The organism is Halobacterium litoreum (assembly GCF_021233415.1).
Taxonomy (GTDB): Archaea; Halobacteriota; Halobacteria; order Halobacteriales; family Halobacteriaceae; genus Halobacterium; species Halobacterium litoreum.
This window is the reverse complement of the sequence record NZ_CP089466.1, coordinates 1,897,735-1,921,880: the sequence shown is the minus strand read 5'-3', so window position 1 is coordinate 1,921,880 and position 24,146 is coordinate 1,897,735. Positions and strand designations below refer to the sequence as shown.

Sequence of the window (24,146 nt, the reverse complement as noted above, 5' to 3'; positions counted from 1 at the left end):
GCCGTGTGCCAGGTTCTCGTGGTTCGTGGCGGCGGCGCGCTCGACGGCCCCCCGGCACCGCGTCCGACAGCCTAATGCGGGCCGCTACGCTCGGTTCGACTATGCGATACGACGAGGCGGCGAACTTCCTCCTCGACCTCCGTCGGTACCGCCCGAAGCCCGGGACGGACTCGACGGCGGACCTCCTGTCGGCGCTCGGCGACCCCCACGAGGGCCCGACGTACGTGCAGGTCGCGGGGTCGAACGGGAAGGGCAGCACCGCCCGGCTGACGGCGTCCGCGCTCCGCGAGGCGGGGTTGGACGTGGGGCTGTACACGTCCCCGCACTTCGACGACGTGCGCGAGCGCGTCACCGTGAACGACCGGCAGATGTCGAAGGCGGCGCTGACGGAGTTCGTAGAGGCCGTGCGACCGCGCGTGAACGAGCGCGCGGCGAACGGGGACGCGCCGACGTTCTTCGAGGTCGTGACCGCGATGGCGCTCTGGCAGTTCGGGCGCGAGGACGTGGACGTGGCCGTCCTCGAAGTCGGCATCGGCGGGAAACTCGACGCGACGAGCGTCGTGGACCCGGCGGCGAGCGCGGTCACGTCGGTCACCCTCGAACACACGGGCGTGCTCGGCGACACGATTGCCGAAATCGCCCGAGACAAGGCTCACGTCGCGCCCGCTGACGCGCCGCTCGTGACGGCGACGACGGGCGAGGCGCTGGACGCGGTTCGCGAGCAGGCCGGCGACGTGCTGACTGTCGGCGCGGACGGCGACGTGCGCGTGGCCTACGAGGGCCGCACGAACCACACCGAGGCCGCCGTCTCGCTCGCCGGCGCGGACTGGTCGGTGGACGCGAAGATTCCGCTGCTCGGCTCGTATCAGGCCGAGAACGCGGGCGTCGCGGCGGCGCTCGCGCGACAGGTCGCGGACGTGGACGAGGCCACGCTCGCTCGCGGCTTCCGGAAGGCGTACTGGCCGGGGCGCTTCGAGGTGATGGGCGCCGACCCGGTGACCGTACTCGACGGCGCGCACAACACCGGCGCGTGCGAGGCGCTCGCCGAGACCATCGGCGAGTTCGACTACGACCGATTGCTCTGCGTGTTCGGCGCGATGCACGACAAGGACCACCGCGGGATGGCGGCGGCGCTCCCGACGCCGGACCGCGCGTGGGTCTGCGAACCCGACTCCGAGCGCTCCGAGGACGCCGACGTGCTGGCGACGGTGTTCGAGGACGCCGGCGCGGACGACACCACGGTCAAGCGCTCCGTCGAGGCGGCCGTCGAAGCGGCGCTGGACGCCGCCGACGAGGACGACTTCGTGCTCGTCACGGGGTCGCTGTTCACGGTCGCGGAGGCCCGCGCGCGCTGGACGCGAACGAACGTCACGAAGCAGGTGCGGGACATCGAGGAGGCCCGCGAGACGCTGGAGGGCGCGCACGTCACGCCGCCCGGCGTCTGGCGGATGCGCGGGAAGGGCGTCCACCGCGTCGTGCAGACGCGCGTCCAGAAGCGCCAAGCGCAGTACCTCAAAGAAGAGATGCTGAGCCTCGGTGGCGAGTGCTCGTTGTCGGGACTGAACTCCCAGCCGCGGGGGACGCTGGACGCCGTGTTGATGGGGACGCTCGCGCAGTTCAAGCGCCTCTGCGAGAAACTCGACGGCCAGCCCTACGGCCTCTCCGTGTTCGCGGACGACCTGCGCGAGACGCTGGGCATCCAGACCGACCCGGAGACCCACGGCTACCCGTGGGAGGACGGCACCGCCGTGATGGGCATCCTGAACGTCACGCCGGACAGTTTCCACGACGGCGGCGAGTACGAGGCAGTCGAGGACGCCGTCGCGCGCGCCGAGGCGATGGTCGATGCGGGCGCGGACGTCATCGACGTGGGCGGGGAGTCCACGCGTCCCGGCGCCGACCCCGTCTCCGTCGCGGACGAAATCGATCGCGTCGTCCCCGTGATAGAGCGCATCGCGGACCTCGACGCGCTCGTCTCCGTGGACACCCGGAAGGCCGAAGTCGGGCGGCGCGCGCTCGAAGCCGGCGCCGACATCCTCAACGACGTGACGGGGCTCGAAGACCCCGAGATGCGGTTCGTCGCCGCCGAACACGGCGCGCCGCTGGTCGTGATGCACTCCATCGACGCCCCGGTGGACCCGAGCACCGAGACCCACTACGACGACGTGGTCGGCGACGTGCTCGCCGAACTCACCGAGCGCGTCCTGCTCGCCGAGAAAGCCGGCCTGCCCCGGGAGAAAATCATCGTCGACCCCGGCCTCGGCTTCGGGAAGGACGCGGGCGAGAGTTTCGAACTCCTCGACCGCACCGACGAGTTCCACGCGCTCGGCTGTCCGGTTCTGATCGGCCACAGTCACAAGTCGATGTTCGACGCCGTGGACCGCTACCCGGACGACGGCGGGTACGCGACGGCCGCGGCGTCCGCCATCGCCGCCGACCGCGGCGCCGATATCGTGCGCGTCCACGACGTCGCGGAGAACGCCGCGGCGGTGCGCGTCGCCGAACGCACGCGAGAGGGCGACCGTGACGACTGACGACACCAACCTCAGAACGGCGGTGCGCCGGGGTTACGACGCGCTCGCCGCCGACTACGACGCCGTCCGCGACGACAGCGAACTTCCGGACACGCTCGTCGACGCGCTCGCGTCGGTCCCCGAGGGAAGCCGCCTGCTCGACGCCGGCTGCGGCGGCGGCCGCGGCGTGCTCGGGCCACTCGGCGACCGCTTCGACGCGGTCGGCCTCGACGTGTCCCGCGCGCAACTCGACCTCGCGGCCGAGCGCGCGCCCGACGCCGCGCTCGCGCAGGGCGACATGTCACGGCTCCCGTACGCCGACGACACGTTCGACGCCGTGACCGCGCTCCACTCGATTATCCACGTGCCGACCGACGAACACGCCGCCGTCTACCGGGAGTTCCGGCGCGTCCTCCGGGACGGCGGCGTCGCGGTCGTGGCGGCCGGCACCGAGAACTGGGAGGGCGAGAACGACGACTGGCTGGACAGCGGCGCGACGATGCGCTGGAGCATCCTCGGAGAGGAAGAGACGGAGGCGGCGCTCGCGGACGCGGGCTTCGAGGTAGTGGAAAGCGAACTCGTGGAGAGCGACGCGGGCGGGACGTGGCGGTACTACTGGCTCGCGTAGTCAGAGCAAGCCCGCGTCGTCCTGAGCGTCCCGGTAGGCGTCGAGGTAGTCCTCCACGAACCGGTCGTGGTCGTACTCCGCGAACGACTCGTCGACGGCCTTCCGTTCGAGGTCGCCCGCCGCAATCAGACACTCCACGATTTCCTCGTCGTTGGTCGCGCGGAAGCCCCGCTCGTAGGTCTCCACGAGTTCGTGGGCGCTCGACTCGGCGTGGTACTCTACGATGCCGACACAGCCGCAGGCCAGCGCCCGCAGCAGGTCGAGCGCGAACGACGTCTTCTCGGCGGTGTGGACGTAGACGTGCGCGTTCTTGAAAATCTCCACGCGCTCCTCGACCGAGCAGTCGCCGACGAACTCGATGCGGTCGTCGATGCGCAGGTCGCGGGCCTGCCGCTCGTACCCCTCGCGCTCGGGGCCGTCGCCGACGATGGTGCAGTTCCAGTCGTACTCGCGGAACTCCGCGAGCGCGAGGAACAGCGACTCGATGTTCGCGTCCCCGTCGAGGCGGCGGCTCGCGACGATGTCAGCGCCCTCGCCCGGCACCGCGCGCCGAATCTGGTCCATGTCGATGCCCGTCGGCACGACTCGCACGTCCTCGCCGTTCCCGCCGCACTCCCGCACGCTCGTCTTCACGGTGCGGGACGGCGCCACGACCGAACTCGGCTTCCGGGCGGCGTACCGGTACGCCCGCCCCCGGAGGCCGTCGCTCGCGTCGTGTGGGTCGTACCAGTCACAGACCACGGGCGCCCCCGCCAGCAGCCCACCCCAGCGAGCGCCGTACACGTGTCCGGGCGTCCGACTCGTCGCGTGAACCACGTCGGGTTCGAGGCGGCGCACGAGCGCGGCCGCCTTCGGCGAGAACCACCGCTGGCCGCGCTCCTCGGTGACCGCGTGATAGGTCACGTCCTCGTACTCGAAGGTGTCTGGTTGGCCCTCCCACCACTGCGCACAGCAGACGTGAACGTCGTGCCCTCGCTCCGCGAGCAAGTCAGCGAGCAACTGCAAGCGAGCCACGTCGTCGCCGTCGGCGTGGTGGGCGGTCGTCTCCGAGACGAACGCCACGCGCATACACGCCGCCACGCAACACGCCACTAAAAACCGTTCTGTTCGTGGACGCCAGCGTGCGCGCTACGCTTCGTCGAAGAGCGTTTCACCGTCGACCATGTGCGCCTCGACGGCGTCCATGTCCAGCGTTACGCCGAGGCCCGGCTTCTCGGGAATCTCGATGTAGCCGTCCTCGATGACGTCCTCCTCCACGAGGTCCGACCACCAGTCGAGTTCGTAGGAGTGGTACTCGACCGCCAGCGAGTTCGGGATGGCCGCGCCGACCTGCGCGCTCGCCATCGTCGCCACCGGACTGGAGACGTTGTGCATCGCCACCGGGACGTAGTACTGGTTCGCCACGTCCGCGACCTTCCGGGTCTCCCGCATCCCGCCGACTTTCGGGAGGTCGGGCGCGACGATGTCGACGGCCTGATTCTCGATGAGCCGGCGCTCCTCGGTCACGCGGTAGCGGTTCTCACCCACCGCGATGGGCGTCGTCGTGGACTTCGTGACCTCCTCCTGTACCTCCAGATTCTCCGGGGGCACGGGGTCTTCGAGCCACCACACGTCGTACTCCTCGATTTCGCTGGCGAGGCGCTTGGCCGACCCGCCGGAGAACGTCCAGTGACAGTCGAAGGCGACGTCCGCCCGGTCCTTCACGCGCTCGGTGACCTGCTCGACGATTTCGGCCTTGTGGCGAATCTCGCCCGGGCGCAGGTGGCGGTTCGCGCGGTCCTTCTCCAGGCCGGAGGGCACGTCGAGGTCGAACTTGAGCGCGTCGTACCCCAGTTCCTCGACCACGCGCTCGGCCTCGTCCGCGCAGGCCTCGGGGTCGGCCTCTTCTTCGGTGTGGCAGTCGCAGTAGACGCGCACCTCGTCGCGGTACTTCCCGCCGAGCAACTGGTAGGCGGGGACGCCCAGCACCTTCCCGGCGAGGTCGTGGAGCGCGACCTCGATGCCCGAAATCGCGGTGACGGTGACGCCCTCGACGGAGCCCTCGCCGCTCATCTTCTGGACGAGGTGCTCGAACAGGCGGTCGATGTCGAGGGGGTTCTCGCCGACGACGAACGGCTTCATGCGCTCGATGAGTTCGGGGACGCCGGCGCCCCAGTAGGCTTCGCCGGTGCCGACGACGCCCGCGTCGGTGTAGACGCGCACGAGCGTCCACGGGAAGTTCCCGTCGACCATCGTGGTCTGGACGTCGGTGATTTCGAGGTCACGTGGCGCGGGTCGCGCGCCGTCCGCGCCCATCGTCTCGGCGGAGAGCTCCCGCATCGTGTACTCCGCGTTCGGGTCGTGGAGGTCGGTGTAGTCCTTGGTCATGGCTGGATGTTCACTCGGCTCGGTGTAAATCTATGGTTTAGAGGAGGTCGAGGTCGGCGAGGTCGGCTTCGAGGGCGGCGCGGTCCTCGGCGTCCATCCCGCGGAGCGGCGACCGGAGCGGTCCCGCGTAGAACCCTCGGAGGTCGAGGGCCGTCTTCACGCCCGCCATATACGGCCCGCGTTTGAGCGCCGAGCGCACATCGTAGACGGTGCTCTGGATGTCCTTCGCGCGGGCCACGTCGCCGTCGTCGTAGGCCTCGTAGAGGTCGACGACGAGCTCCGGGAACGCGTTGGCGACGGCCGACACCATCCCCGAGCAGCCGAGGTCGAGGCCCGGCGCGAGCAGCGAGTCCGACCCCGCGAGAAACGTCAACTCGGGGTGGGCGTCGATGGCCTGCCCGAGCCACGGCACGTCCTTCGAGGAGTCCTTCAGGCCTACCAGGTTCTCGATTTCGGCGAGGGCGTCCAGCGCGTCGAGCGAGAGTTCGTTCCCGGTCTTCGACGGGATGTGGTAGACGTACACCGGAAGGTCGACGGCCGCACAGACGCGCTCGTAGTGCCGGACCGCGGCCTCGCGGTCGAGGGGGTAGTAGTACGGCGTGACGACGACGACGCCGTCCGCGCCGACGGACTCGGCGTGCTCGGCGTGCGCGACGGTCTGTCTGGTCGAGGGCGCGCCGACGCCCGCGATGACCGGCACGTCGCCGCCGACTTCCCCGACGACCGCTTCGACGACGCGGTCGCGCTCGTCGCCCGAGAGCAGGGGGAACTCGCCGTTCGTCCCGAGCGGGAAGACGCCGTGGGCGCCGCGGTCGACGACGAACCGAGCGTGGTCGGCGGTGGTCTCGACGTCGAGCGATTCGTCCTCGTGGAACGCCGTGACGGTCGGCGGGACGACGCCGTGGACGCCGAGCGGGTCGTCGTCGCCGGGTGCGGGCGCGTTCGCTGGCATGCGAGAGCCCTCGCCCGCCGCGAGCATAAGCCCACGGGATTCGTCCAAGTGGTCTTTCGAATGTGAGTAAACTTTTTACGCACGGCAGAGAGAAGGAGTGACATGGACGTCGAGGTGAAGTTGACTGGAACGCTCGCCGCCCGCACCGGCACGCACCGCGCTCGGGTGGGCGTCCCCGAGGACGCGACCGTCGCGGACGTCGTGAACGCGCTCGCCGCAGAGTTCGGCCCGCAGGTCCGCGCGGGCGTCCTCGAAGGCTCCCGACTCCGCACGGACACAGTCGTCGTGCGCGAGTCCCCGGACGGAGAGCCGCTATCCGCGACGAGTACCGTCCACGCCGGCGACACGGTTCGCTTCCGCCTCGCCTGAACGCGACGCGCTTCGATTATTCTGCGAGCAGATTCAGCGCCCACGCCGTTCTGAGAATCTCGTCGGCAGCGCCCCTGTCGAAGACCAGTTCGTCCGTCTGCTGGACGTGTTCGAGCACGCGCTCGGAGGCGTGCTCGGGCGCCGCCGCGATGCCCGCGCCCTCCCCGTGGACCCACTCCATCACGCGCAGGTCGCTCTTCGAGTCGCCCATCACGAGCGCGAACGGGTCGGCCACGCCCAGCACGTCGAAGGCGGCTTCAACGCCCACGACCTTGTTCAGTTCGCGGGACGCGATTTCGGCGGCGTCGGCCTCGTAGTACGCCACGTCGATGCGGTCCAGCACGTCTCGGAGGTCGTCGGGCACGTCGGCGTCCGGCGTCTCCCCGGCGGCTTCGAGCACGCCCGCGATTTCCGGGTCGGCGTCGGCGTAGTACGCCCGCACCGCTTGCTCGGGGGCGTCCAGACAGTCGGCGAGTAGGTCGAGTTCGTAGACGAGCGCCTCGTCGATGAGTTCGCGGGCGCGCTCGCTGCCCGTCTCGAAGTTCGGCTTCAGCGTGACGTTGAACTCGTTGCCCTGCAGGTGACAGCCCCGGCGCACCGTCTCGGGGGCGTCCGGCAGGACCTTCGACCGGAGGTCGTCGAACACGCCGCGCACGTCCTCCCCGAGGTCCTCGTACAGCAGTTGTTTCGTGTCCGGGCCGTGGCCGGGCGTGAACACGCCCGTGCCCGCCTCGTAGACGATGGACACGTCCCCGGAGTGGACGAGTTCGTCGCCGAGCCCCTGGCTCAAGAAGCCCTTGACGTTCTCTAAGGTCTGGCCAGTGCAGATGACGATGGGGACGCCGGCCTCGTGGAACTCCGTGAGCAGGTGGAGGGTCTCGCGGGGAATCTCGTTGTCCGTGCCGCCCGCCGACCGCAGCGTCTCGTCGACGTCCAACACGAGGACGTTCACGCCGCGCTCGTACTTCGCGTGGAGGTCGAGCGCGGCGAACGCCTGGTCGCGGGTGGCGCGCGCCGCGACGTCGGCGAACGCGGGTTCGTCCGGGAACGACGACCGAATCTCGTCCTTGCGGTCGTCGAGTTCGTCGCTCGCGGACTCCCAGTAGTCGAGGGCGACCCGGGAGTCCACCGGGGGAAAGAGGTCCACGAAGTCCTGGTAGGCCCGGAGCGTGTCGGCGTCGAAGTCGTCGTAGAGCGCGTAGAGCCGGTCGTACCGCTGCATACGTCGTAGTGGCGCGGCGGCTACTTGAATCGTGTGTGGGGTGGCCGGGAGAACCGGATGGACACGTGGGACACGCTGGCCACCGCCGGGTTGGAAACTTACTCGATACAGAATAAATCTTTTGCCAGTGTGGGTTCCACAGAGAGGTATGGACGCAATCGTCGTCACGCGCGACGACCCGACGCCGCGGGTCGTCGACCGACCGCGACCAGACCCCGGGCCCGGCGAGGCCCTCGTTCGCACCCTCCGCGTCGGCGTGGACGGCACCGACCACGAGGTCATCGCGGGCGGCCACGGCGGCTTCCCCGACGGCGCCGACTCGATGGTACTCGGCCACGAGGCCGTCGGCGTCGTCGAAGACCCGAACGACACCGACCTCGAACGCGGACAGGTCGTCGTGCCGACGGTTCGCAGACCGAAGGACGGCCACACCGACTACTTCGAGCGCGGCGAACCCGACATGGCGCCGCCCGGCGAGTACGTCGAGCGCGGCATCGACGGCGCGGACGGTTTCATGGCCGAGTACTTCACGAGCCCCGCCGACTGCCTCGTCCCGCTCCCCGACGACCTCGCCGAACTGGGCTTCCTCGTGGAACCCATCAGTATCACCGAGAAGGCAATCGAACTCGCCGAGGCCTCGCGGTCCACGTTCGACTGGCGACCCGAGTCTGCGCTCGTCCTCGGGAACGGCAGCCTCGGCCTGCTCACGCTCGCGATGCTCGACGACTACGAGCGCACGTACTGTCTGGGTCGCCGCGACCGGCCCGACCCCACAATCGACGTCATCGAGGAACTCGGCGCGACGTACGTCGATTCTCGGGAGACGCCGGTCGCCGAGATTCCCGGCGTCCACGAACCGATGGACTTCGTCTACGAGGCCACCGGCTACGCGAAACACGCCTTCGACACCGTCCACGCGCTCGCGCCGAACGGCGTCGGCGCGCTCCTCGGCGTCCCCGAGGCCGGCTGGGAGTTCGAAGTCGCGGGCAGCGACATCCACCGCGAACTCGTGTTGGAGAACAAGGCGCTCGTCGGCAGCGTCAACTCCGGCGTCGACCACTTCGAGGCGGCCATCGACACGCTCGCCGGCCTCCCCGACTGGCTGACCGACGGCGTGGTGACGGGCGTCCACGGCCTCGACGACTTCGAGGCAGCGTTCCGCGACGACGAAACGACCATCAAGACGGCGGTGCAATTCGACTCACAATGAAGAACGTAGACGACCTCATCGACAGCGCGGCGGACCTCGCCGCCCGCGGCCTCTCGCGGGGCGAAATCGCGGACGAACTCAACGTCTCCCGTGAGACCGCGAGTTGGCTCGTCGAGCGCGCCGGCACCACCGCCACCAGCACCGACGACGAACCCGAGGGCGGCCCGCAGGACGTCCACGTCGACTGGAGCAACATCGGCGAAGCCGGTGCCCGACTCTCCGCCGTCGGCGTCGCGCTCGCGGACGCGCTCCGCGACCACAGCCACGACGTCGACCTCATCGTCGGCGTCGAGAAGGCCGGCGTTCCGCTCGCCACCGCCGTCTCGAACGAACTGAAGACCGACCTCGCGACGTACACGCCCGCCAAACACCAGTGGGAGGAAGGCGACATGGAGGACCTCGGCGGCAGTTTCTCCCGGAACTTCGCGCAGGTCGAGGGCCGGGACTGCTTCGTCGTAGACGACACCGTCACCTCCGGCACCACGATGCACGAGGCCGTCGACGCGGTCCGCGACAGCGGCGGCGAACCGGTCGCCTGTGGCGTCCTCGTCGACAAACAGGGGCTCGGCGACGTGGACGACGTGCCCGTCGAGTCGCTGTTGCAGGTCATCCGCGTCGGCGCCGACGACTGACGACGCAAGGCATTTCCTCGCGGTCGCCCTACGAGACGTATGGCCTTCGACCCCCTCGACTCCTCGATGGACCAGGAGGCAGTCGACGACATCGTCGCCACCGCCATCGAGAACAACGAGGTCGTCCTCTTCATGAAGGGCACCCCCCAGATGCCCCAGTGCGGGTTCTCCCAGCGCGCCATCGACCTCGTCACCCAGCACCGCCCGGACGTCCACACCGTCGACGTGCTCCAGAGCATCGACGAGTTCCGGAACGCCCTCGACGACCACAGCGGCTGGGAGACCATCCCCCAGACGTTCGTCCACGGCGAGTTCGTCGGCGGGAGCGACGTGCTCGGCGAACTCGACGAACGCGGCGAACTCGCGGACGAACTCGACGCCGAGAACGCGCCCGACCCCGAGGAAGTCGAGACCGAGTCGGCCGACGACGACGGCGTGCAGTCCCCCTTCTAGCGGTCGTTTCTTTCCGGTGACGAAGCCGGAACCACGTCGTAGAGCGTAGCATACGCGCGGCTTCGCCGCGCGTTTCGCCGCTCGCCTCCGGCGAGCGGCCTTTTTTGGCGTCCTGTCGAGCGAAGCGAGACAGGGCTCGGGAGAGCGCTGCTCTCCCGGCGTAGATTTTTTGCGGGAGTGGTTCCCGCAGGCCGCGCCGCGAGGCGCGGCCGAGGAAACCCGAGCGCAAAAAAGGTACGTTAGTAGATGAGAGAGTCGTCTTTCTCGACCATGTAGACGGTGCGCGCGGAGATGTTGACGGCGTGGTCGCCGATGCGTTCGAGGTCGCGGACGGTGAGCAGGAGGCGGGAGACGTCCTGCATGATGGCTTCGACTTCGGCTTCGTCGGCGTCGGCGTCGACTTCCTTCTCGATGAGGTCGCGCATGACCGTGTCGGAGGCCTGCCGGCAGCGGTCGTCGAGGTCGTCGTCGCGCTCGGCGACGGCGAAGCAGGCGTCGATGTCTTCCTCGGCGTACGCGTCCATGGCGTCCTCGACCATCTCGATGGTGGTGTTGCCGATGGCCTGCACGTCGACCTCGGGGGACATGTCGCGGTCGGCGTCGAGCGTGTACTCCGCGAGGTTCACCGCGAGGTCGGCGATGCGTTCGAGGTCGGTGATGATTTTGAACGACGACGCGATGAGGCGGAGGTCGCCCGCGACCGGCTGCTGGAGCGCGAGCAGGTCGATGCAGTCCTCTTCGAGGTCGAGGTACAGTTGGTTGATTTCGTCGTCACCGTCGATGACGTCCCACGCGGTGTCGTGGTCTTTCTGTTCCATCGACTCCAGCGCGAGGCGGAGTCGGTCCGTGACGACCTCGCTCATGTAGAGGACGTCGTCCTGGAGGGTCTCGAGTTTCTCTTGGTAGCTCTCTCGTGCCATAGTTGGTTACCCGAACTTCCCGGTGATGTAATCTTCGACGCGGTCGCTCTCGGGGTTCTCGAAGATTTTCTCCGTGTCGTCGAACTCGACGAGGCGACCGCCGGTGAGGAACACCGCCGTCTTGTCGGAGATGCGAGCGGCCTGTTGCATGTTGTGCGTGACGATGACGACCGTGTACTCCTCGCGGAGGTCGTCGATGAGGTCCTCGATCTGGCTGGTGGCGACCGGGTCGAGCGCGCTCGCCGGCTCGTCCATCAGGATGACGTCGGGGTCGACGGCGATGGCGCGCGCGATACAGAGGCGCTGTTGCTGGCCGCCGGAGAGGTCGAGCCCGCTCTCGTCGAGTCGGCCCTCGACTTCGTCCCAGAGCGCGGCGTTCTTCAGCGCCTGTTCGACCTTCTCGTCTAAGTTCTCGGTGCGGCCCTGGACGCGCAGGCCGTACGCGACGTTCTCGTAGATGCTCTTCGGGAACGGGTTGGGCTGCTGGAACACCATCCCGATGCGGCGGCGCAGCGCAACCGGGTCGACGTCGTCGTCGTAGACGTTCTTCCCCTCGAAGAGGAGGTCGCCCTCGACGCGCGCGACGTCGATGAGGTCGTTCATCCGGTTGATACACCGGAGGAACGTCGACTTCCCACACCCCGAGGGACCGATCATCGCGGTGACGCGGTTCTCGGGAATTTCGATGTCGACGCTGTCGAGTGCTTGCTCCTCGCCGTAGAACACGTCGAGGTCGCGGGCTTCGACGAGCGTCGTCTCGGGGCCCGCGGTGTCGGTGCTGTCGTCGTCGACCACGGCGCCGGGCTGGGGCGACACGAGCGCGTCGTCCTCGTCGGCGTCGGTGGTGTTCATCTCGTTCTGTGACATTGTCAGTTACGCTGGTATTTGTTCCGAATGACGATTGCGGCGGCGTTCATCGCGAGCAGGACCACGAGCAGGGTGACGACGCCCGCGGCGAGGACGCCGTACCGGAACTCCGCGGCCGGCTTCGTCGACCACGCGAACACCTGCCGGGGCATCGCGCTCGTCGTCTCGAAGAAGCCGCCGGGCGCACGGAAGATGGCGGCCGCGACCCCGATCATCAGCAGCGGTGCGGTCTCGCCGATGGCGCGCCCGAACGCGAGAATCGAACCGGTGAGGATGCCGGGCAGCGCCTCGGGCAGGACGACGTTCCGGACGGTCTGCCACTTCGTCGCGCCCATGCCGTAGGACGCCTGCCGGAGCGAGTCCGGCACGGCGCGAATCGCCTCCTGCGAGGAGATGATGACGATGGGGAGGACGAGCAGGCCGACCGCGAGGCCGCCGAGCACGACGATGCCGGGTTGCATCCCGAGCGTGTTCACGAACACGCCGAGCGCGAGCAGGCCGTAGACGACCGACGGGACGCCCGCGAGGTTCCCGATGTTCACCTCGATGAGTTTCACGACCGCCCCGAGGGCTCCCTCGTGGGTGGCGTACTCTTCGAGGTAGATTGCGGCGGCGACGCCGAGCGGCGCGACGCCGACGATGATGACCAGCATGATCATCACGGACCCGACGATGGCGGGGTAGAAGCCGGCTTGCTCGGGGAATCGAGACGGCAGGCCGGTGAGGAACTGCCAGTCGAGCCACGAGTTCGGGCCGGCGTAGTCGAGAGCGCGGACGGCGAACGCGCCGGCGAGCACGCCGCCGTACAGGACGACCGGGAACGCCAGCGCGCTCCGGTGTTCGTCGAGTCGGAAGAACGACTCGGCGTACAGGAGCGTCGGCACGAACACGGGGAGCGCGAGCACGACGAGGTTCCACGACGGGACGCCGACGGTCGGTGCGAGCGCGACCGCACCGGCGGCCACCGCGACGACGACGCCGGCGGCGGCGAGGCCAGCGCGCGAACTCTCGTGGCGCTCGCGGACGAAGTTACCCGCGTACGCCGCGGCCGGAACGACCAGCGTGAGCACGGCGATTGCGATGTCCGATGGGAGCACCGGGAGGTAGTAGTTGGCGAGTTCGGCGAGGCTCATCACCTCGAAGCCGCGTCCGGTGTAGGGGACGCCGACGACGCCCGCGAGGAACGCGAGCGCCGTGACGACGTTGCGTTCGCCGCTCGCTTCCCGGCGGAAGCGGCGGTGTGCGTAGAAGACCGCGGCGGTCGCCGCCAGCCCGATTGCGACGCCGAACCACGTCAAAAGCGAGTAGACCTGCACGAACACGAGCACGAGTCCCGCGCCGAGGATGAGGCCGAACAGCGGAATCGCCCCGAGGACGACGCCGTTCCAGCCGGCGACGCGGTCGTTCAGCCAGTAGTAACCGAGCAGGCCGGTGGTCGGCGCGACCAGCGTCAGGAAGAACGTCAGGTGCCAGCCGGCGTCCGCCGACAGCGGGCGAATCGCGTCGAGGAACACCTTCACGAGGAAGACGCCGACGAGCGCGAGACCGAACAGGGACGCGCCGAGACAGACAAACCGGAAGACTCGGCTCCGGAACTGGCTGACGCCCTCGCCCTCGCCGTACCACGACGACTGACCGGATTCGGTCGCCATCAGTGCGTCACCTCCGCGTTCATTGGTACTCCTCCCTGTACCGCGACGCCACCCAGTTGCTGAGCAGATTCATGACGAACGTGACGACGAACAGCGTGAGACCGATTGCGAACAGCGACTTGTACGCGACGGTGCCGCCCGCGATTTCGCTGCCGACGAGTTCGACCATCGCGACGGTCATCGTCTCGCCGGACTTGAACACGACCGCCTCGAGGTTTCCGGGGGTCGGCATCCGCGCGCGCATCCCCATCGCGACGGCGACGATCATCGTCTCGCCGATGGCCCGCGAGAGCGCGAGGATGTACGACGAGAAGATGCCGGAGACCGCACCCGGAATGACGACGCCGGTCGACACCTCGTACTTGGTCGCGCCGAGGCCGTAGGCGCCCTGCCGGAGCGAGTCCGGCACGGAACTCATCGCGTCCTCGCTGAGACTCGACACCATCGGGATGATCATCACGCCGACCATGATGGAGGCGCTGAGCGTGGAGAACGCGCCGACCGGGAGGCCGACCCAGTCGAGGAACGGCGTGAGGTAGACGAGCGCGAAGTAGCCGTAGACGACCGTCGGGATGCCCGCGAGGATTTCGAGGCCGGGCTTGAGAACCGAGCGCACGCGGTCGCTCGCGTACTCGCTCAGGTAGACGGCGGCCGCCGTCCCGACGGGAATCGCGATGAGCGCCGAGATGACGGTGACGATGAGCGTCCCGGCCAACAGCGGCAGGACGCCGTACGTCTCCTCGATGCTCGGACTCCACGTCGTCGACAGGAAGAACTCCGTCAGCGGGACGCTGCGGAAGAAACTCAGCGCGTCGAACAGCAGCGTCAGGACGATGCCGACGGTGACGAGTACGGACAGCGCCGCACACGCGAACAGCGTCCACTTGATGGACTGCTCTTTCGCGGAGCGGGCGCGAGCGCCGCCGGCGAAGTCCGGTGTGGTCGATTCCTCACTCATTGCTCGGACACCCGCGGGCGAACCGTAAATGTCCGCCGTTTCGTGAGTAGTGCGGCACAGTACATAGTCGTGTGCCGGTTACTGCACGTCCTCGATTGCGGCGTCGAGCGTGTCGAGGTTCTCGTCGCGCTGGGACTCGCTCTCCGGTACGTAGCCGATTTCCTTCACGAGGTCGGTCTCGGCCTGCTCGATGTAGAAGCGTACGAACTCGCTGACGGTCTGGTTGGCCAGCGACTCCTTCGCGACGTAGATGTACAGCGGGCGCGCGAGCGGGTAACTCCCGTCCTTGGCGTTGTCGAGGCTCGGCGCGGTACAGGTGTCGCTCTCGGAGCGCTTGACTTCGACGGCCTTCACGCGGTCGGAACTCTCCTGGTAGTACGCGTACCCGAAGTAGCCGATGGCGTGCTTGGACTCCTCGATGCCCTGCACGATGACGTTGTCCTTCTCGGTGGCCTCGTAGTCGCTGCGGTGGCCGCGCTCCTCGCCGACGACGTTCGACGTGAACCAGTCGAACGTGCCGGAGGTGGAGGCGGGACCGTAGAGGTCGATCTGTTTGTCGGGCCACTCCGAGCGCACGTCACTCCAGCGCTGGGCGCCGTCCGACCCCCAGATTTGGGTGAGTTCGTCGAAGGTCAGACAGTCGACCCAGTCGGCGTCGTTGTTCACCGCGACGGTGAGCGCGTCGCCCGCGATCTGGAACTTGATCGGTTCGATGTCGTTGCTGGAACACTGCTCGATTTCCGTCTCCTTGATTTCGCGGGACGCGTCGTTGATGTCCGCGTTCCCGGTGCAGAAGTGGTTCTTGAAGCCACCGCCGGTCCCGGTGGAGTCGACCGAGACGTTCGCCTTGGAGTGTGCCTTCTGGAACTCCTCGGCCATCGCGAGCGACACGGGGTAGACCGTCGAACTCCCCTTGATGGTGACAGAGCCCGTGAGTTCGCTCTCCGTAGTCGTCTCGTCGTCGTTCGACCCGCCGCCGGTAGAGCGCGTGCAGCCGGCGATTGCGGCCGCGCCGACGCTACTGAGACCGCCCAATAGTTTCCGCCGAGAGAGACTGGAACGACGTTGGGGTGACTGGTCTGCCATCACCGTAAGAACCGCTCCATTTCAATAAATACCCTACTATTACCAGTAAATAGGCCTATATAGAGTTATGCTGGAAACCTGTATCATGCCCAGAGCAGCGCGCTACGGCGCACGAAATTGGCGGAGAATTTACTCTCCACAGCCCCTCAAAACTCCGAATCGACTGTCAACATAGCGTGTATATATCTATGGCTGGATTTATGGTGGTGGGCGCAAACTGCCGGGTATGGAACGCAGGAAGGTCCAAGTTACGGGCGGTTCCACGTTCACGGTCTCGATTCCGAAAGACTGGGCGCGAGACCACGACGTGGCGGCCGGCGACGAGGTCGGCTTCCACCCCGACAGCGGGTCGCTTCTGTTGACGCCCGTGGCCGACGCCGAAACCGAGGAGGGGACACTCGACGTCTCCGGGATGGCCGGCGACGAACTCATGCGCGCCGTCATGACGATGTACGTCAGCGGCTTCGACGTGCTCGCGCTCGAAGGCGACCGCATCACGGCCGACCAGCGCCGCGTCATCCGGAACGCCACGCAGGGCCTCGTCGGCCTCGAAGTCCTCGAGGAGACCGGCGACCGCGTCGTCATCCAGGACCTCCTGGACTCCTCGGAGCTCTCCATCCACAACGCCGTCCGGCGCATGCACCTCATCTCCGTCTCCATGCTCGGTGACGCACTGGAGGCGCTGCGGGACCGCGACCCCGACATCGCGCGCGACGTCACCGAACGCGACGACGACGTCGACCGCCTCTGGTACGTCGTCTCCCGCATCTTCCGCGGCGCGCTTCGCTCCCCGAAGATAGCACAGGAGATCGGCGTCAGCCGCGAGACGGCCTTCGACTACCATTCCAGCGCCCGGCAACTCGAACGCGTCGCCGACCACGCAGCGAAAATCAGCAACGTCACGCGAGACCTAGAGAGCGACGTCCCGGCGGAGGTCGTCGACGCGCTCGCGGAACTCCAGTCCGACGCCGCCGACATCATCGAGACGGCGATGGAGGCGCTGTTCGCGGAGGACGCCGACGAAGCCACGCGACTCGCGAACGCCGCGCGCGCGGACGTCCGCGCCATCGACGAACACACGCGGACCATCGACGACCTGCTCCACGACCTCGACCCCCACCAGGCACAGCACCTCGGCCTCGTCGTCGACTCGCTGTCCCGGAGCGCCGACTACGGCGGCAACATCGCCGAGACGGCTCTCCAGAAGGCCGCTCCGACGCCGGGCCCGTGAGCCGATAACCACAGGCCTATAAGTAATCGTACCGACCGCCGAGGTATGAGCGAGGAGTTCCCCGACTACCTCGACGTCGACTACAGCGCGGGCGAAGGCGAGTCCCCCGAGGACTACCCGACGCTCCAGGACAAACTCGAGAAAGCAATCGAGGTCACCCGCAAGGGCCTCGAAGAGTACGAGAACCCCGCCATCATGTGGACCGGTGGCAAGGACTCGACGCTCACGCTCTACTTTGTCAAAGAGGTCGCCGAGAAGTTCGACCTCGAAGTCCCGCCCGCCATCTTCATCGACCACTACCAGCACTTCGACGACCTGCACGACTTCGTCGACAAGTGGGCCGAGGAGTGGGACCTCGACGTCGTCTACGCACAGAACACGGATATCGGCGAGTACGTCGACGAAAACGGCCTCGAACCCGGCGACGACATCCCCATCGAGGACCTCAACGAGCAGAACCAGCACCACGTCCGGGACCTCCTCGAGTACGAGGAGGACACGTTCCCGTTCCTGCTGGACACCTACGTCGGCAACCACCTCCTGAAGACCGTCGCGCTCAACAACGCGCTCGAAGAGCACGACGTCGACGGCATCCTCTCGGGCATCCGCTGGGACGAACAGGAAGCCCGCGCCGACGAGACGTTCTTCAGTCCGCGCCACGACCCCGACGTCTACCCCCCCCACGACCGCATCCAGCCCATCGTCCAGTTCGACGAAGCCGCGGTCTGGGACGCCTTCTGGTACTACGTCGTCCCCGAGACCGTCGAGGACTTCCCGGACGACGGCTACGTCCCGCAGTCCTTCGACGACCTCCCGAACGACCTCACGCACGAGGACATCCCGGTCTCCCCGAAGTACTTCAAGGGCTTCCGGAGCCTCGGCAGCGAAGTCTCCACCGACAAAGCCAGCGAGGAGCCGGCGTGGCTCCAGGACCTCGAGAACACGACCGAGCGCGCGGGCCGCGCCCAGGACAAAGAAGACCTGATGGAGCGCCTGCGCGACCTCGGCTACATGTAAACGGACTGTTTTCGCGCTCGGATTTCCTCGGTTGCGCCTGACGGCGCACCCTGCGGGAACCACTTCTGCTCACGGCACGCAGCGCCGTTCGCACAGCCAGCGGTACTTTCGGCCCCGCTCGGCCGGCAGCATTCCGAAAAGCCTGCTCATCACTTCGCTCGCGCGTCGACGCTGCTCCGCGAAATCACGGTCGAGCGTGCCGATTCCGAGTGAGACCGCCCGGAGAAGCGCACCACCGCGGTTCGCTACGCCGTCAGTTCCACGGGCCGAAGTCCGGGTCGACCTGTCGTTCCGTCCGGTCGATGGCGTCGATTTTCGCGACGTCCTCGTCGTCGAGTTCGAGGTCGAGACTCGCCCAGTTGTCCGCGATGTGGGCCTCGCTGGTCGCCTTCGGGATGGCAGTGACGCCCTTCTCTCGGACCCACGCGAGACTGACCTGTGCCTCGCTCGCGTCGTGTTTCTCGGCGACGTCCTGAATCTCGGGCACGTCGAACACCTTCCCGCGGGCGAGCGGCGAGTACGCGACCAGTTCGATGTCTTCGTTCCCGGCGTACTCGCGGAGTTCCGTCTGCTGGAGGAGCGGGTGGAACTCCACCTGGTTCGCGAACGGGAGTTCCCCGAGCACGTCGCGGGCCTCGTCGAGGTGGCGCGGCTCGAAGTTGCTCACGCCGATGCGCTTGATTGCGCCCTCGCTTTTGAGTTCGGCGAACGCCGGCAGCGTCTCCTCGGCCTGGTACTCGTTGGCCGGCCAGTGGACGTACAGCAGGTCGACGTAGTCGACGCCGAGGCGGTCGAGGCTGTCGGCCGTCGAGGAGTGGACGTCGGCGGGCGCGAGGTTGTCAGTCCACACTTTCGTCGCGAGGAACACGTCCTCGCGGTCCACGTCGGCGTCCGCGAGGCCACGCCCCACGGCGTCCTCGTTCCGGTACGCCTGTGCGGTGTCGACGTGCCGGTAGCCCATGTCGACGGCCGTCCGCACGCTCTCGGCGCACTGGTCGGCGTCCTCGTTCTGCCACGTGCCGAGGCCGAACATCGGCATGCCGTCGGCGAGCGGTGTGCGTCGCTGGGAGTCCTGTGACATACCCGTCCAGAAGCACGGGACGCGGTTAGGGGTTTGGGCTCCGGCGAGCGGGCGTCGCGGTCACTCCGCGAGGCGCTGTTTCGCGAACCGCGCGAGCAACGGCAGGTCGCTCGCGTGGAACAGCTTGGCGAGCGCGCGCCGACTTCCCGCGTTCGCGGCCTCCAACACGTCCTCGCCCGCGTCGTTCAGGTCCGCCATCAGTCGGTCGTAGCGGTCGTTCGACGCGAGGTAGAGCAGTTGTGTCATCGTCAGCCGGGTGCGCATGTTCGGCGCGACGCGCTCGTGCCAGAGGTTGTCGTAAATCGACATGTTCGCGGCGGACGTGTCGCGCTCGCTCCCCATCAGACAGCGGTCCGCGGTGATGGCGGCGACCCGACCGGACTCCATGCACTTCTGGATGCCTTCTCCCCACAGCGGGTCGACCGTCGGCACGGTGTCGCCGATGGCCATGAAGTTGTCCGTGCTGAGGCCGGTCGGCATCTGGATGTGCGCGGAGCCGCGGTGTTGCTTGCCGTCGAGTTTTTCGGCGTTCTGGAGGCGGGGGTCTCGCTCCATCCAGTAGTCGAGGTAGCCGTCGATGCTCATGCCCTCCTTGCCGTACTGCTGGTAGCTCTCGTTCTGGATGTAACAGAGGCCGACCTTCGCGGTGTCCTCGCCGGTGTGGAAGATCCACGAGTAGCCGCCGGGCGCGAGGTCGTGGTCGAGGCGCAGCATCATCGCGTCGTGGAGGTCCGCGTAGCCGTCGTGGGCCACGTCCACGCCCTCCATCTCCCACTCGATGCCGATGGCCTGATTGTGGCGTTTCAGGTCAGTCACGCCGAGTTTCTTCGCGAGCGGCGCGGCGGGACCGCTGGCGTCGACGACGATGTCGGCGTACACCTCCTCGTCGCCGGCGTACTGCACGCCGACGATTTCGCCGCCCTCCGTGATGGGGTTGTTCGCGCGGGCCTCGAAGCGGTACGTCGCGCCGGCGTCCCGGCCCTCCTCGACGAGCCAGTTCTTGAAGTCCGCGAACTCGAGGACGGCGCCCGGCTGGTGCTGGACGAAGTACTCGTTCGGGGATTCGAGGACGACGTCGTCGGTGTACTGCATCACCACGTCGTCGGGAATCCCGAACGCGCCCATCGCGGACGCGAACGTCCCGGCGGTGGACTTGTTCGACTGTCGAGGGAAGTCGCCCTCGGGTTCGGCTTCGAGGACGACAACGTCGTACCCTCGCTCTGCGAGGTCTCGCGCGCACTGTGCTCCTGCCGGGCCGGCGCCGGCGACGACGACGTCGTGGTGGTCAGACATAGCAGATTGGCTCGTGGATGTGGCTCGCGCGCGGCGTCCGGGCCGCGTGGTCGGTCGCGGTGGCCGACGGACGAGCGCCGCGTCGACTGCGGGCGGCGGGAACGAGGTCGGCCGTAGCCATGGTTACTCCATGCAAGTCGGGTCGGAGATAAAAAACACGCGGGAACGTTCGTGACGCCCGCGAGAGGGCGGAATCCGTCACGCGAGCCGGTAGCCGCCGAGTCGTCGCTGGGCGAGGCGGTACGCCGCCGGCGTCGCCGCGGCGACGACGAGGAGCACGCCCCACGCGACCGGACGGACGATGGCCGGCGCGACGGACCACCCGAAGGGGAGCGCGCGCGACACGAGCACGGCGGCGAGGTCTCGCGCGAGGCCGTTCGCGACGACGGCGAACGACGCGACGGTCAGCGTCAGTGACGCGGAGAACGCGCCGTACGCGACCTTGCTCGGCGGGACGGCCTCGCGGGAGCCGGAGAAGCCGACCGCCTCGAACCGAGGGAAGAGGCTCCCGACGCCCGCCGCGAGCACGCAGGCGACGACCGTGGCGCCGAGCGCGCCGGCGACGACGCCCGCGAGTTCGAGGGCGGTGTAGCCTGCGGCGGCGCCGAGCGCCGCGGCGGCGACCGTCGTGACCGGCGCAGCGACCAGCGTCGCGGCGAGTACGTACCCGTGGACGACTTGCCTGCCGGTCGCCCGCGACGCCAGCAGCGTCGGGAGGCCGGCGCCCTGGTCGCCGAGCGGATTCAGCGGCAGGGTCGCGCCGGCCGCCCACGCGCCGTACCAGACGACCACCCACGGCACGTACCACGGGACGGTGCCGGATTCGAGCACGAACTCTGCCAGCGGGAACACCGCAATCAGCGGGAACGCGACGAATACGAGCTGGAGGGGCGCCCGATACAGTCGGAGAAGCGCGGTGCTGGCGACGCCGCGTGTCGCCTGACTGCGCGCGAGCGCGCCGAGCACGCGGTCGACGGCGTGGTCCGGTGGCCGAACCGGGTCGTCGGCGTCGTCGGTCGGCTGCGCGCGGTCCGTCGTCCACGCGAACCGGGCCGCGGGAACCGTGAGCCCCGCCCCGACCGCTGTGGCGCCGACGCCGACGGCCACCGCGCCCACAGCACCGGACAGGCTGGCGCCGGCGCCCGCCGTCGTCGACAGCGAGAGCGCGCCGAGCCAGCCGAGCGGCGGCGCTCGCAGCGCGGGCCGGAGCGCGGCCACCACGTCGGTGAACTCGCCCGTCGCCATCACGCCGAAGTACGCGACGACGAGCGCGCCACCGAGGAGCGGTTTCAGTCGCGTGAGCAGGGAAGATCGGCGGACCAGCGTCTTGGCGGCCAGTCCGACCGGATAGCCGACGGCGGTCGCCGAGAGGATAGTCACGACGAGCGCGGTCGCGGCGCCGGCGAACGGCGCGACCGTGCCGGCGGCGAGTGCGAGGCCCGCGTAACACGGGACGACGGGGACGGCCACCATCGGCCCGAACTTCGCGGCGGCGCTGACGAGTTTCCCGCCGGCGAGGTCCGACGCCGGCCGCAGCGTGAGGTAGTGGCCGTCGTTGTCGAGGTCGCCGTTGGTCGAGAACGCGTCGAAGGCCAGCATCGCCGTGGAGAACAGCCAGACGACGCTCCACGCGGTCGCGGCGCCGCCGTCGAGGAACCACGCCGACCCGCCGCTTGCGAGCGCGGCGCCGGCGTCGTGGCCGATGTCGAACGCGAACAGCGCGATGACAGCGAAGCCAAGCGCGGACAGCGCGCCGTACAGGAGCCAGAAGTCCTGCCCGAGCGCCCACCGCACGCCGCGTTTCACGTCGACGCGAGCGAGTTCGACGGCCACGCGCGGGTCGGGGAGCGCCTCACGCGTCCGGGAGCGGCGCGTCGTCATCCGCGGTCACCTCCATGAAGGCGGCTTCGAGGTCGCTCCCGCCCGAGCGAGCGGTCGCTTTCAGTTCGTCGGGCGCGCCCTCGGCGACGAGGCGGCCGTCGTCGATGACGCCGACGGTGTCCGCGAGTTCGTCGACGACAGGGAGGATGTGCGTGGAGAGGAAGACCGTCGTGTCGCCAGCCGCGAGGTCGGCGACGGTGTCGCGGACGGTGCGGGCGGCCCGCGGGTCCAGTCCCGACGTCGGTTCGTCCAGCAGGACGACCTCGGGGTCGTGGAGCATCGCGCCGACGACGCCGACTTTCTTCGTCATCCCGGTGGAGTACGACGAGATGCGGCGGTCGGCGTCGCCGAGCAGGTCGAACCGGTCGAGGAGTTCCTCGATGCGAGCGTCGGCGTCGCCGTCGGACAGCCCCTGCAGGCGGGCGACGTGGCGCAACTGCTCCCAGCCGGTGAGTTCGTCGAAGACCGGCGGGTCGGCGGGCAGGTAGCCGATGCGGTCGACGAGTCGCCGGCGGTCGGTCGTCGGGACGCCCGCCACTTCGGCGGTGCCGGCGGTCGGTTCGGTGAGCGAGCACAGCAGCCGCATCGTCGTCGTCTTCCCGGCGCCGTTGGGCCCGAGGAACCCGTAGACGGAGCCGCGTGGAATCGATAGCGAGAGGTCGTCGACCGCCACCTCGTCGCCGTAGCGTTTCGTGAGGCCGTCACTGCGAATGGCGGGTCCGGTCATCGCGACCTCCCCTCGAGAGCGACGGCCAGCCACAGCAGTCCGTACAGGAGCGCGAGCGTCACCGGGAACAGTGCGAGAGCCCGGTGGAACTCCGAGAGCGGGAGCGCTTCGGCGACTTCGTGGGAGAGCGCGACGGCGAGCGCGCCGACGAACAGCGCGCTCCACGACGATACGTCCGACATCAGGGAACCGATTCGGGCGTCTATCGGGTTCGTCGTTCGCGCGTCGGCGTTACACTCGGTCGTCATCGGTCTCCTCCGTGAGTCGCCGGCGGTTCGCGGAATCGCTCGCGTGGTCGGGAGAGGCTCGGGTCATGGTCGAGTGTCGAGCGCACTGGTGGTAAAGTACGCTTTACAGTAAAGCGTGCTTTACACTCTCACCTAAATCTGTCGGTGAGTCGAAATCCGGGGGAAATCGGTGCTTCAGGCGTCTTCGACGTCGAAATCCGGGTCGAAGAGGTCCTCGATGCGGCAGTCGAAGTGCCGTGCGAGTTTGAACGCCAACTCGATGGACGGGTCGTAGCGGTCGCGCTCGATGGCGTTGATGGTCTGACGGGTGACGCCGACCGCGGCCGCGAGGTCGGCCTGACTCAGCCCGGCGTCGTCGCGGCGTTCGCGCACGCTGTTTTTCATCGGTACTTGAGGACGGTGTAGACGGCGCCCCACAGCACGAACAGGGCGAAGTACCCGAGGTAGAGGTTCCAGACGAGTTCGGGAACCTCGACGGTTGCCATCTCGCCGATTACGACCAGCGACGTGAACGAGAGCACGCCGATGACGCCGACGACGCCGATTGTCGCGTGACTCGCCCGGCGTTCGAGGGCCGCGTCCCGCTCGTCGAACAGCGTCACCGACGTCCCCTTCCAGATGCCGAAAAACGAGAGGATGCCCGCCCAGTAGACGGCGAGTCCCGCCAGCGGATAGCCGAGTTCGTCCCCGGCGATGAAGCCGGCGACGCCGACGAGTATCGAGGCGTACATCAGTCGCCGGTAGCGCCGAATCTTCGCCAGTCGGTCCGTGCCGTCCACGTTCGTATCTGTCATACTCTCTGTCTCCTCGCGAACCAATCGTAAAACGTCCTTTCCACC

The 24,146-nt window shown here is 68.2% G+C and carries 24 protein-coding genes; 8 read left to right on the top strand and 16 right to left on the bottom strand.

Features of this window, described 5'->3' with window-relative positions; translation table 11 throughout:
* The first annotated feature begins 101 nt into the window (after positions 1 to 101).
* Entirely contained in the window at positions 102 to 2,534 is a 2,433-nt protein-coding gene (folP, locus tag LT972_RS10560; protein ID WP_232570173.1) for a dihydropteroate synthase, read from the top strand.
* Entirely contained in the window at positions 2,524 to 3,141 is a 618-nt protein-coding gene (locus LT972_RS10555) for a class I SAM-dependent methyltransferase (RefSeq protein ID WP_232570171.1), read from the top strand. Before folP ends, LT972_RS10555 begins: the two co-directional genes overlap by 11 nt.
* On the opposite strand, the gene LT972_RS10550 is transcribed toward LT972_RS10555, so the two are convergent.
* Genes LT972_RS10550 through LT972_RS10540 form a run of 3 tightly spaced genes read right to left on the bottom strand, consistent with a single transcriptional unit; the run spans position 3,142 to position 6,460 of the window.
* Positions 3,142 to 4,209 carry a glycosyltransferase family 4 protein gene (locus LT972_RS10550; protein WP_232570169.1) on the bottom strand — a complete coding sequence of 356 codons (1,068 nt, stop codon included), beginning with the start codon at positions 4,207 to 4,209 and terminating at the stop codon, positions 3,142 to 3,144.
* 60 nt (positions 4,210 to 4,269) lie between these two features.
* Entirely contained in the window at positions 4,270 to 5,508 is a 1,239-nt protein-coding gene (locus LT972_RS10545; protein WP_232570168.1) for a mandelate racemase/muconate lactonizing enzyme family protein, read from the bottom strand.
* Between the two features lie 37 nt (positions 5,509 to 5,545).
* Positions 5,546 to 6,460: a dihydrodipicolinate synthase family protein gene (locus LT972_RS10540; protein ID WP_232570166.1), complete on the bottom strand. Its 915-nt coding sequence runs from the start codon at positions 6,458 to 6,460 to the stop codon at positions 5,546 to 5,548.
* Between the two features lie 102 nt (positions 6,461 to 6,562).
* Between LT972_RS10540 and LT972_RS10535 the strand changes: the two genes are divergently transcribed.
* The gene (locus LT972_RS10535) at positions 6,563 to 6,829 is read left to right on the top strand and encodes a MoaD/ThiS family protein (protein ID WP_232570164.1); all 267 of its coding nucleotides are present in this window, start codon (positions 6,563 to 6,565) and stop codon (positions 6,827 to 6,829) included.
* 16 nt (positions 6,830 to 6,845) lie between these two features.
* On the opposite strand, the gene LT972_RS10530 is transcribed toward LT972_RS10535, so the two are convergent.
* The gene (locus LT972_RS10530) at positions 6,846 to 8,051 is read right to left on the bottom strand and encodes an HAD family hydrolase (protein WP_232570163.1); all 1,206 of its coding nucleotides are present in this window, start codon (positions 8,049 to 8,051) and stop codon (positions 6,846 to 6,848) included.
* A 148-nt stretch (positions 8,052 to 8,199) separates the two neighbouring features.
* On the opposite strand from LT972_RS10530, the gene LT972_RS10525 reads away from it, so the two are divergent.
* The 3 genes from LT972_RS10525 to LT972_RS10515 are packed head-to-tail and all read left to right on the top strand — an operon-like array spanning position 8,200 to position 10,346.
* Entirely contained in the window at positions 8,200 to 9,261 is a 1,062-nt protein-coding gene (locus tag LT972_RS10525) for a glucose 1-dehydrogenase (protein WP_232570161.1), read from the top strand.
* A complete protein-coding gene (gene gfcR / locus LT972_RS10520) occupies positions 9,258 to 9,893 on the top strand; it encodes a transcriptional regulator GfcR (protein WP_232570159.1) in 636 nt (211 codons plus the stop codon). Before LT972_RS10525 ends, gfcR begins: the two co-directional genes overlap by 4 nt.
* Before the next feature lie 39 nt (positions 9,894 to 9,932).
* On the top strand, positions 9,933 to 10,346 hold the full coding sequence (locus tag LT972_RS10515; RefSeq protein WP_232570157.1) for a glutaredoxin family protein: 414 nt from the start codon (positions 9,933 to 9,935) through the stop codon (positions 10,344 to 10,346).
* 239 nt (positions 10,347 to 10,585) lie between these two features.
* Here the strand turns inward: LT972_RS10515 and phoU are convergent, their stop codons facing one another.
* From phoU to LT972_RS10490, 5 genes are all read right to left on the bottom strand, one after another.
* Positions 10,586 to 11,266, bottom strand: a complete 681-nt coding sequence (phoU, locus tag LT972_RS10510; RefSeq protein ID WP_232570155.1) for a phosphate signaling complex protein PhoU — start codon at positions 11,264 to 11,266, stop codon at positions 10,586 to 10,588.
* A gap of 6 nt (positions 11,267 to 11,272) precedes the next feature.
* Positions 11,273 to 12,133 (bottom strand): phosphate ABC transporter ATP-binding protein PstB, encoded by an 861-nt coding sequence (gene pstB / locus LT972_RS10505; protein ID WP_232570153.1) that lies wholly within the window; start codon positions 12,131 to 12,133, stop codon positions 11,273 to 11,275.
* Positions 12,134 to 12,135: 2 nt separating this feature from the next.
* Positions 12,136 to 13,785, bottom strand: a complete 1,650-nt coding sequence (pstA, locus tag LT972_RS10500) for a phosphate ABC transporter permease PstA (RefSeq protein WP_232570151.1) — start codon at positions 13,783 to 13,785, stop codon at positions 12,136 to 12,138.
* A gap of 19 nt (positions 13,786 to 13,804) precedes the next feature.
* Positions 13,805 to 14,743, bottom strand: a complete 939-nt coding sequence (gene pstC, locus LT972_RS10495; protein ID WP_232570149.1) for a phosphate ABC transporter permease subunit PstC — start codon at positions 14,741 to 14,743, stop codon at positions 13,805 to 13,807.
* A 78-nt stretch (positions 14,744 to 14,821) separates the two neighbouring features.
* Positions 14,822 to 15,829: a PstS family phosphate ABC transporter substrate-binding protein gene (locus LT972_RS10490; RefSeq protein WP_232570147.1), complete on the bottom strand. Its 1,008-nt coding sequence runs from the start codon at positions 15,827 to 15,829 to the stop codon at positions 14,822 to 14,824.
* A gap of 226 nt (positions 15,830 to 16,055) precedes the next feature.
* On the opposite strand from LT972_RS10490, the gene LT972_RS10485 reads away from it, so the two are divergent.
* Together LT972_RS10485 and LT972_RS10480 are read left to right on the top strand one after the other, a co-directional pair.
* Positions 16,056 to 17,060, top strand: a complete 1,005-nt coding sequence (locus LT972_RS10485; protein WP_232570144.1) for a phosphate signaling complex PhoU family protein — start codon at positions 16,056 to 16,058, stop codon at positions 17,058 to 17,060.
* A gap of 45 nt (positions 17,061 to 17,105) precedes the next feature.
* Complete coding sequence (locus tag LT972_RS10480; protein ID WP_232570143.1) at positions 17,106 to 18,077, top strand: phosphoadenosine phosphosulfate reductase family protein; 972 nt, start codon at positions 17,106 to 17,108, stop codon at positions 18,075 to 18,077.
* A 253-nt stretch (positions 18,078 to 18,330) separates the two neighbouring features.
* Here LT972_RS10480 and LT972_RS10475 read toward each other — a convergent pair whose 3' ends face one another.
* From LT972_RS10475 to LT972_RS10445, 7 genes are all read right to left on the bottom strand, one after another.
* Positions 18,331 to 19,158, bottom strand: coding sequence for an aldo/keto reductase (locus tag LT972_RS10475; RefSeq protein WP_232570141.1), 828 nt, complete (start codon positions 19,156 to 19,158; stop codon positions 18,331 to 18,333).
* Positions 19,159 to 19,218: 60 nt separating this feature from the next.
* A complete protein-coding gene (locus LT972_RS10470; RefSeq protein WP_232570139.1) occupies positions 19,219 to 20,451 on the bottom strand; it encodes a digeranylgeranylglycerophospholipid reductase in 1,233 nt (410 codons plus the stop codon).
* Between the two features lie 198 nt (positions 20,452 to 20,649).
* Positions 20,650 to 22,332, bottom strand: a complete 1,683-nt coding sequence (locus LT972_RS10465) for a hypothetical protein (protein ID WP_232570138.1) — start codon at positions 22,330 to 22,332, stop codon at positions 20,650 to 20,652.
* Entirely contained in the window at positions 22,304 to 23,059 is a 756-nt protein-coding gene (locus tag LT972_RS10460; RefSeq protein WP_232570137.1) for an ABC transporter ATP-binding protein, read from the bottom strand. The genes LT972_RS10465 and LT972_RS10460 overlap by 29 nt, the downstream gene beginning before the upstream one ends.
* Positions 23,056 to 23,307: a hypothetical protein gene (locus LT972_RS10455; RefSeq protein ID WP_232570136.1), complete on the bottom strand. Its 252-nt coding sequence runs from the start codon at positions 23,305 to 23,307 to the stop codon at positions 23,056 to 23,058. Before LT972_RS10455 ends, LT972_RS10460 begins: the two co-directional genes overlap by 4 nt.
* 174 nt (positions 23,308 to 23,481) lie before the next feature.
* Entirely contained in the window at positions 23,482 to 23,691 is a 210-nt protein-coding gene (locus LT972_RS10450) for a helix-turn-helix transcriptional regulator (RefSeq protein ID WP_232570135.1), read from the bottom strand.
* Complete coding sequence (locus LT972_RS10445) at positions 23,688 to 24,101, bottom strand: DUF2178 domain-containing protein (protein WP_232570134.1); 414 nt, start codon at positions 24,099 to 24,101, stop codon at positions 23,688 to 23,690. Before LT972_RS10445 ends, LT972_RS10450 begins: the two co-directional genes overlap by 4 nt.
* Between the last annotated feature and the right edge of the window lie 45 nt (positions 24,102 to 24,146).

What these genes read in the sequence shown, in the direction of transcription:
- gfcR (WP_232570159.1), top strand. Translation starts at nt 9,258, where the DNA reads ATGAAGAACGTAGACGACCTCATCGACAGCGCGGCGGACCTCGCCGCC.
- LT972_RS10515 (WP_232570157.1), top strand. Translation starts at nt 9,933, where the DNA reads ATGGCCTTCGACCCCCTCGACTCCTCGATGGACCAGGAGGCAGTCGAC.
- LT972_RS10455 (WP_232570136.1), bottom strand. Translation starts at nt 23,307, where the DNA reads ATGACGACCGAGTGTAACGCCGACGCGCGAACGACGAACCCGATAGAC.
- LT972_RS10490 (WP_232570147.1), bottom strand. Translation starts at nt 15,829, where the DNA reads ATGGCAGACCAGTCACCCCAACGTCGTTCCAGTCTCTCTCGGCGGAAA.
- pstB (WP_232570153.1), bottom strand. Translation starts at nt 12,133, where the DNA reads ATGTCACAGAACGAGATGAACACCACCGACGCCGACGAGGACGACGCG.
- LT972_RS10475 (WP_232570141.1), bottom strand. Translation starts at nt 19,158, where the DNA reads ATGTCACAGGACTCCCAGCGACGCACACCGCTCGCCGACGGCATGCCG.
- LT972_RS10535 (WP_232570164.1), top strand. Translation starts at nt 6,563, where the DNA reads ATGGACGTCGAGGTGAAGTTGACTGGAACGCTCGCCGCCCGCACCGGC.
- LT972_RS10540 (WP_232570166.1), bottom strand. Translation starts at nt 6,460, where the DNA reads ATGCCAGCGAACGCGCCCGCACCCGGCGACGACGACCCGCTCGGCGTC.
- folP (WP_232570173.1), top strand. Translation starts at nt 102, where the DNA reads ATGCGATACGACGAGGCGGCGAACTTCCTCCTCGACCTCCGTCGGTAC.
- pstC (WP_232570149.1), bottom strand. Translation starts at nt 14,743, where the DNA reads ATGAGTGAGGAATCGACCACACCGGACTTCGCCGGCGGCGCTCGCGCC.
- LT972_RS10485 (WP_232570144.1), top strand. Translation starts at nt 16,056, where the DNA reads ATGGAACGCAGGAAGGTCCAAGTTACGGGCGGTTCCACGTTCACGGTC.
- LT972_RS10465 (WP_232570138.1), bottom strand. Translation starts at nt 22,332, where the DNA reads ATGACGACGCGCCGCTCCCGGACGCGTGAGGCGCTCCCCGACCCGCGC.
- LT972_RS10530 (WP_232570163.1), bottom strand. Translation starts at nt 8,051, where the DNA reads ATGCAGCGGTACGACCGGCTCTACGCGCTCTACGACGACTTCGACGCC.
- LT972_RS10445 (WP_232570134.1), bottom strand. Translation starts at nt 24,101, where the DNA reads ATGACAGATACGAACGTGGACGGCACGGACCGACTGGCGAAGATTCGG.
- LT972_RS10550 (WP_232570169.1), bottom strand. Translation starts at nt 4,209, where the DNA reads ATGCGCGTGGCGTTCGTCTCGGAGACGACCGCCCACCACGCCGACGGC.
- LT972_RS10545 (WP_232570168.1), bottom strand. Translation starts at nt 5,508, where the DNA reads ATGACCAAGGACTACACCGACCTCCACGACCCGAACGCGGAGTACACG.
- LT972_RS10525 (WP_232570161.1), top strand. Translation starts at nt 8,200, where the DNA reads ATGGACGCAATCGTCGTCACGCGCGACGACCCGACGCCGCGGGTCGTC.
- LT972_RS10460 (WP_232570137.1), bottom strand. Translation starts at nt 23,059, where the DNA reads ATGACCGGACCCGCCATTCGCAGTGACGGCCTCACGAAACGCTACGGC.
- phoU (WP_232570155.1), bottom strand. Translation starts at nt 11,266, where the DNA reads ATGGCACGAGAGAGCTACCAAGAGAAACTCGAGACCCTCCAGGACGAC.
- LT972_RS10470 (WP_232570139.1), bottom strand. Translation starts at nt 20,451, where the DNA reads ATGTCTGACCACCACGACGTCGTCGTCGCCGGCGCCGGCCCGGCAGGA.
- LT972_RS10480 (WP_232570143.1), top strand. Translation starts at nt 17,106, where the DNA reads ATGAGCGAGGAGTTCCCCGACTACCTCGACGTCGACTACAGCGCGGGC.
- pstA (WP_232570151.1), bottom strand. Translation starts at nt 13,785, where the DNA reads ATGGCGACCGAATCCGGTCAGTCGTCGTGGTACGGCGAGGGCGAGGGC.
- LT972_RS10450 (WP_232570135.1), bottom strand. Translation starts at nt 23,691, where the DNA reads ATGAAAAACAGCGTGCGCGAACGCCGCGACGACGCCGGGCTGAGTCAG.